This window comes from Polaromonas sp. (assembly GCF_012927415.1).
Taxonomy (GTDB): Bacteria; Pseudomonadota; Gammaproteobacteria; order Burkholderiales; family Burkholderiaceae_C; genus Polaromonas.
This window is the reverse complement of sequence record NZ_JABBPF010000166.1, coordinates 1-7,020: the sequence shown is the minus strand read 5'-3', so window position 1 is coordinate 7,020 and position 7,020 is coordinate 1. Positions and strand designations below refer to the sequence as shown.

Sequence of the window (7,020 nt, the reverse complement as noted above, 5' to 3'; positions counted from 1 at the left end):
CCACTTATGCCGCGCAGTGGCGGGGCATGGACGAAAAGTTTGCCCACAAAATGCTCGCCGGCATTGTCGCGTTTGAGCTCGAGGTAACTGAGCTTCAATGCAAGATCAAGCTTAACCAGCACCGGCCTGAAGCACGAGCCAGCATGAAGGCGCTTTATTCCGTTGGCAATGAAAATGAGCAGGCACTGGCGCGCTGGATAAAGTCTCCAGCCACGAAAGCCATCCCCTCTAGCCGCCAGGAGATCTGAGATGCGTGCTATTTTCGGTGTTCTCGGCCTGTTGATCGTATTGGTCGTCGTCGGCGTGCTGGCTAAAAAGCAATTGGGTGCTTTGTCGCTGGTCCCCCCGCAAAACCCTGCCGCCGCCAATGCAGGTGTCACCCTGCCAGCCACTTCCCCGGGTGCGACACCCCAGGCGCAAAGCCAGCAAATCCAGCAGCAGATCAAGCAGTCGGTAGAAGCGGCAATGCAACAGCCTCGTCCCATGCCCGAAGAACAATAAAATGATCAAAACATCATGTTGTCCAATGAGTACGGCTATCGTCTGCTATAAAAAATATAGTGATCATGGATGATGAGCGGTTTATGGGGCTGGCCCTCGCGCAGGCTCATGAAGCGGCTGCGCAAGGGGAGGTCCCGGTCGGCGCGGTCATCGTGCGGCAGGGCCAGGTCATTGCCACCGGCAGGAACGCACCGGTTGATGGGCATGACCCGACGGCGCATGCCGAGATCGTCGCCCTGCGCGCCGCAGCGCTCGCCCTTGGAAACTACCGGCTCGATGAATGCGAGCTGTTTGTCACGCTCGAACCCTGCGCCATGTGCAGCGGTGCCATGTTGCATGCCCGGCTCAAGCGCGTGGTGTTCGGCGCGGCTGACCCCAAAACCGGCGCGGCTGGCTCGGTGATCAACCTGTTCAAACTGCCTCAACTGAACCACCAGACTGCGCTCCGGGGCGGCGTGCTGGCAGAGCAGGGCAGCGCGCTGCTGCAAGACTTTTTTCGGCTGCGCCGTACCAACCAGAAGGCGGTCTCAAGGCTGCGTCATCCGCTGCGCGACGATGCGCTTCGCACGCCCGACAGCGCATTTGAAACCCTGCCCGGTTACCCTTGGCCACCGCATTACATCAGTGACTTGCCCGCGTTGGCGGGCCTGCGCATGCATTATCTTGACCAGCCTGGGCCGATGCAGGAAGGTAGCGGGCCGCGTTCGACCTTCCTGTGCCTGCATGGCAACCCGGCCTGGAGCTATCTTTACCGCAGGATGATTCCAGCCCTGCTGAAAGCCGGCCATCGGGTGGTGGCCCCTGACCTGGTCGGCTTTGGGAAAAGCGACAAACCCAAGAAAGACAGCTTTCACAGCTTTGCGATGCACCGGCAGATACTGCTTGAACTGGTGGAAAGGCTGGACCTGAAAGACATCGTGCTGGTGGTCCAGGACTGGGGTGGCCTGCTGGGCCTCACGCTGCCGATGGCCGCGCCGGAGCGCTACAGGGGCCTGCTGGTCATGAACACGACGCTGGCGTGCGGCGACGCGCCGCTACCCGCGGGTTTTTTGGCCTGGCGAGAGATGTGCGACAAAAATCCTGAATTAGATGTTGCGCGTCTGCTTGCCCGGGGTAACCCCCAGATGAGCGCGGAGGAATGTGCCGCCTACAACGCGCCTTTCCCGGACAAAGGCCACCGCGCCGCGCTGCGCGCTTTTCCCGCCCTGGTGCCTGACTGTAAAACCGCTGGTGGGGCAAAAATTTCGCGCCAGGCGCGTCACTTCTGGCACGAGCGCTGGACCGGACAGACCCTAATGGTGGTCGGCGCACAGGATCAGGTTCTCGGAATTCCGGTTATGCGCGCGCTGAAGACCATACTTCGCGGCTGCGCCGAAGCTGTGGTGCTGAAGCAGGCCGGACATTTCGTACCGGAACATGGCGAGCAGGTCGCTGGAATTGCGCTGAGTTTTTTTAGTCACCCAGCCTGAAGCGTCTGCAGCGGTCAGTCTTATGCCTGTCAAATGCGACAACCGGGGCAATGGGATACTCGAGTCCGTGAAAAAACATATTTACATCTACTCCCCCTCCAGCGCAGTGCGCGACAAAGCCAGCTTTAAACGCGGCATCAAGCGCCTGGAGGCCCTGGACTATGAAGTTGAAGTTGACGAAGCAGCGCTGGCGGCCCATCAGCGTTTTGCCGGTGACGACGAAACCCGGCTGGCTGCCATCCACCGCGCCGCAGCCAGCGGTGCCGATGTGGCGCTGACCACGCGCGGTGGCTACGGTCTCACACGTCTGTTGCCTGGCATCAATTACAAGGCAATCGCCAAAGCAATCAGCAAAGGCACGCAGTTTGTCGGTTTAAGCGACTTCACGGCGTTCCAAATGGCCCTGCTCGCCAAAACTGGTGCCTTAACCTGGGCCGGTCCCGCGCTCGGAGAGGATTTTGGTGCCGAAGCGGGCGCTGACGACATCATGCAAGCCTGCTTTGATGATCTGGTGACGGGGCAGGGTGAGGGGAGCGGCTGGCAACTACCCAGGCATGCTCCTGATTCGATCGCAAATGGCGCCGAAACAAACGGCGGAAGAAAGCATGGCGAATACACCATCAAGGACGCCATGCTGTGGGGGGGGAACCTGGCGATGTTGACTTCGCTCGTCGGAACGCCCTACCTGCCAGCTGTGAAGGGTGGAATTTTGTTTATCGAAGATGTCGGTGAGCATCCGTATCGCGTTGAGCGCATGCTAGCGCAACTTCTCCAGGCAGGAATTTTGGCGCAGCAAAAGGCAATTATTTTTGGGCAGTTCAGCAATTATCAGCTGGTGCCTCACGACAAGGGTTACAAGCTCGCCAGCGTGGTGGCCTGGCTACAAAGCCAAGTCAAGGCGCGCGTATTGACTGGCCTGCCATTCGGCCACGTGGCAACCAAGGTATTGCTACCTGTCGGCCAGCACGTCACATTGGCCGTGGAAGGGCGGGATGCCTTTTTGCTGTGGGGTCATCAGCATTGAATTTCAGGCTGTTCATGCAGCTTGCATTCGACGCCTGTTCCAGGAAGTTAACTGAAAGCTAAAGGCAGGGTGGCCTAGAGCATGAGCGAACTTGTCCGTGAGTTCAGCCCGTCGGGCAGGAGGCCCTTGAATTCAACGCTGATACGCTGGATTTTTTGGCGGGCAATGGTTTCACCATGGACCGCCGACAGCACTGCCATGACATCGCCCCGGGCATACCACAAGCCTTGGGCGTCTCTTGCGTAACGAACGCGGCAAGCAATGATGGGAAAATTAGAGGCACCATGGTCGCCCATTTCATCAAGCATCAACTGGCGGATTTCCTCCGTGCGGTCTTCCCGGACAGAAGCGATGATCTCGCCTGAACCAAGCAAGGCCATCAAACTGCTTTTCAGATGACTATTCAACCAGCTTCTCATGGGCACCAGTTTTTTTCAGTAGTTATCATGCTGATAAATCGCTTTCTTCGTGGAAACGACTGGCATCAGAATACGTCGGTGATGGTCGGCCTGCAATCGGGTTGTTCCGCACACTCCACAAAAACAACAATCGAATTGAAGGCTTGGTAAATAAAGATGGGGTGAATCCTGCTCTAAAACGGAACAGTGCGCGCATGCTGAAGGGTCCCCCGGCGTTTTTTAAGCAGGTTGAGCGGGTTTATGCCCTCGCGCAAGCCGCACCAAACCTGTATCGCCAAGACATGCAGGGACCGCACGGCATTGAACGTCATCGGTGAAGCTTGTGCGATGGGTGTTATGTTTTAATTGGAATAAATAACCACAGGTAACCGCAATACCTTTATGGCAGAAGTTACCGTCGTTTTTGCCGACCTCACAGGAAGTACAGGCGTCTTTGAGTCTTTGGGCAACGCCAAGGCAACCCAGGCCATCACCCGTTTGACGCAGTGGATAGGCAAGGTCTGCGAGGCCCACCATGGTCACGTGGTGAAATATCTGGGCGATGGTGTCCTGATCCTGTTTCCCGTAAGCATTGATGCCGTCGAGGCCGTTAGTGAGCTTCAGAGAGTGCATCAGGATCGTATCCGTAACTGGCCCGAGCCACTTCAGATGCGCCTGCAGGTTGGCATGGCCCGCGGTGAAATCGTGGAGCAGAACGGTGATTGCTATGGCGATGCTGTCAATGTCGCTTCGCGCTTGAGCGATCTCTCGGGGCCTGAGCAGATACTTGCCACCGATGCTGTTATCGCGCAGTTGCCAGAGGACAGCCTGGTACGATCCCGTTCATTGGGCGCCATGACCATCAGAGGCCGAACCGAAACCTGCGTGGTGCACCGGATTGAATGGCAGTCCGAAGTGTTGTCAGAAACTTTTACGATGCCGGCCAGTTTAGCGCCTTCTCCTTTTGCGCAGCGAACAGCCCAGCCAGACTTTCTGGAGTTGTCATGGCTCGATATGAATGCCGTTTTTTCTTCCACGGAATTTCCGTTATTCCTTGGCCGTGACGCCGACGCGCAATTTGTTGTGCCTGATCCAAGGGTGTCGCGCAAACACGCGCGAATCGAATGGCGGGCCGGCAAGTTTTATCTGGAAGATGTCAGCAGTTATGGTACCTGGGTCCGCTTTTCGGACAGCGCTGCGGTCGTGTCACTGCGCCGCCAGGAGTGCGTATTACTGCTCAAAGGTGAGATTGCGCTGGGAGCTTCTTTTGAAGATTTCACCGTCCCGACCGTCAGCTTCAAATTTCATGCGGGACCACCAACCCGTCGTGATTGACTAATCGCATTAAGAAAGCGGCCCGACGCCAGAAAAATCGAACCGTTTGGTGGAGTCGCCAAGCGAATTTGGCACCTATCAAGCGGGGACCGCCTCGACGTTGATTCGATCCCAATGCCGATGCCGCCCAATGGCGGCGATAAAGTCGCGTGAAACCTGCCCATCCAGCACTTTGCGGGCATCGGCAATCATAATTCCCTGCGTGGGGACGAGGACTGTTTCAGGGTTCCCAACAAGGCCAAACCCGAGCGAGCCGAGTAACTGCGCCCCATCATTCAACGCACAGATGGTTTTGCAATGTTTGTAAGCTTCGAGCACAAAATGAATGGCATCGCCAAGTGCACTTAAGGTAAGGACGCAGGTCTTGCCTCCGGGTATCAGCACGGCATCGAACATGACCGAAGGCATGCTGCCAAAGGTATGGTCAACCACGAGTGACCGCCCGCTGGATGTGCTCACGGTACCCAGGCGCGGAGCTACCAGTTTGCAAATCGCTCCAGCGTCCACCAAATCCTGCTGCAAACGGCGTAAGGGAGCTGCGTCCACCCCGTCCGCCACCAGGATGGCGATCCTGCGTGTTTTCACGCTTCCAGCCAGTTTGCCCGCGCTGGATAACGCTGCGTCTTCGTTTACTTTGTTGGTGATGCGATAGTCACGAAAACCAGGTCGGCCCGCGGCAGCTTTCGGATTCGGGCTGCCGATACCCAGCGTTGCCGCTACCCTCGTGGCGAGTTTCAGATCGATATGTGCAAGGTTGTCGACCATCCGCTGACGAATATCGGGTACGTCGACTTTAGAAAGCTCAAACCTGAATGCCTCGACGATATGATCTTTTTCGACCGCAGTCTGGCTATTCCAGAACAGTGTTGCCTGCGAAAAATGGTCGTCAAACGACGCACTGCGGCACCGTGTTTTGTTTGAATCGAGTAACTCGGGAAAAGACTGAAAACCCTGTGCCGCTCCATCAACGCGAAATTCAGTCCCGTTGCCCAGCGTGTTGGGCTCGTAGGCGACCCGAGACTTGTTGATGGACTGGCGGTGCATTCCATCGCGCTGGAAATTGTGGATCGGGCAAACACTTCGATTAATGGGCAGTTCATGGAAATTTGCGCCCCCCAGCCGCGAGAGCTGCGCATCGGTATAAGAGAAAAGGCGGCCCTGCAACAGCGGATCGTTGGAAAAGTCAATTCCCGGCACGAGATGACCGGGATGAAAAGCCACTTGTTCGGTTTCGGCAAAGAAATTGTCAGGGTTGCGGTTGAGTACCAGCTTTCCAATGATTTGAACCGGCACCTGGGCCTCTGGAATAAGTTTGGTGGCGTCGAGAATGTCGAAGCCCAGTTCGGTCTCCTTGCCAGCGTCGATGAGCTGGACACCCAACTCCCATTCAGGAAAATTTCCACTTTCAATAGCTTCCCAGAGTTCGCGTCGGTGAAAGTCCGGATCCACGCCGGCTATTTTTTGTGCCTCGTCCCAAGTCAGCCCGTGCACGCCCAGCTTCGGTTTCCAGTGAAATTTGACAAAGCAGGTGTCACCCCTGGCATTGGAAAACCGGAAGGCATGAACCCCGAACCCTTCCATCATTCGCAGACTTCGCGGCAATGCGCGGTCCGACATTGTCCACATGAGCATGTGCGTGGATTCCGGCATCAGCGATGCGAAATCCCAGAACGTATCGTGGGCGCTGGTTGCTTGCGGCATTTCGTGATGCGGTTCAGGCTTGAGCGCATGAATTAGGTCCGGGAACTTGATCGCATCCTGAATAAAAAATACTGGCATGTTATTGCCGACCAGGTCATAGTTACCTTCCCGGGTGTAGAACTTGACGGCAAAGCCGCGGACATCGCGCACCGTGTCTGCAGAACCTTTGGAGCCGACCACGGTCGAGAAGCGCACAAAAACAGGCGTTTCAATCTCGGGGTCCTGCAGGAAGGCCGCACGGGTGTACTGCACCATCGATTTGTAGACCTTGAAATACCCATGTGCGCCGCAACCCCTTGCGTTGACCACACGCTCTGGAATACGTTCGTGGTCAAAGTGCGTAATTTTTTCGTGAAGAATGAAATCTTCAAGCAGGGTAGGACCCCGTGTGCCAGCCTTCAGGGAATTATGGTTGTCCGGACTTTGCACGCCGTAGTTGCTGGTCAACACCGCAGCGTTTCCTGACTTGAAGCTTTCGAGTTGGGATTGCTTGTCCCTGCCTGCGTCTTTGCTACCTACGGGAGTTGCGGCTTTGTGCCGTGATTGAGGCATGAAAATTCCTTATTGGATCCCGGTAGGCGAAGCAGGCCCG

General features: G+C 56.6%; 6 protein-coding genes and 1 pseudogene. 5 read left to right on the top strand and 2 right to left on the bottom strand.

Features of this window, described 5'->3' with window-relative positions; all coding sequences use genetic code 11:
• The 4 genes and pseudogenes from HHJ19_RS14075 to HHJ19_RS14060 all read left to right on the top strand — a co-directional run.
• A pseudogene (locus HHJ19_RS14075) lies at positions 1–248 on the top strand (hypothetical protein); the annotation flags it as partial.
• Position 249: 1 nt separating this feature from the next.
• Positions 250–501, top strand: a complete 252-nt coding sequence (locus HHJ19_RS14070) for a hypothetical protein (RefSeq protein ID WP_296908417.1) — start codon at positions 250–252, stop codon at positions 499–501.
• 65 nt (positions 502–566) lie between these two features.
• Positions 567–1,970 carry a tRNA adenosine(34) deaminase TadA gene (gene tadA / locus HHJ19_RS14065; RefSeq protein ID WP_296908415.1) on the top strand — a complete coding sequence of 468 codons (1,404 nt, stop codon included), beginning with the start codon at positions 567–569 and terminating at the stop codon, positions 1,968–1,970.
• A gap of 67 nt (positions 1,971–2,037) precedes the next feature.
• Positions 2,038–2,994 (top strand): LD-carboxypeptidase, encoded by a 957-nt coding sequence (locus tag HHJ19_RS14060; RefSeq protein WP_296908413.1) that lies wholly within the window; start codon positions 2,038–2,040, stop codon positions 2,992–2,994.
• Between the two features lie 74 nt (positions 2,995–3,068).
• On the opposite strand, the gene HHJ19_RS14055 is transcribed toward HHJ19_RS14060, so the two are convergent.
• Positions 3,069–3,413 (bottom strand): hypothetical protein, encoded by a 345-nt coding sequence (locus tag HHJ19_RS14055; RefSeq protein WP_296908412.1) that lies wholly within the window; start codon positions 3,411–3,413, stop codon positions 3,069–3,071.
• A gap of 381 nt (positions 3,414–3,794) precedes the next feature.
• On the opposite strand from HHJ19_RS14055, the gene HHJ19_RS14050 reads away from it, so the two are divergent.
• Positions 3,795–4,727 carry an adenylate/guanylate cyclase domain-containing protein gene (locus tag HHJ19_RS14050; RefSeq protein ID WP_296908411.1) on the top strand — a complete coding sequence of 311 codons (933 nt, stop codon included), beginning with the start codon at positions 3,795–3,797 and terminating at the stop codon, positions 4,725–4,727.
• Between the two features lie 78 nt (positions 4,728–4,805).
• Here the strand turns inward: HHJ19_RS14050 and HHJ19_RS14045 are convergent, their stop codons facing one another.
• Complete coding sequence (locus tag HHJ19_RS14045; RefSeq protein WP_296908410.1) at positions 4,806–6,980, bottom strand: catalase; 2,175 nt, start codon at positions 6,978–6,980, stop codon at positions 4,806–4,808.
• Between the last annotated feature and the right edge of the window lie 40 nt (positions 6,981–7,020).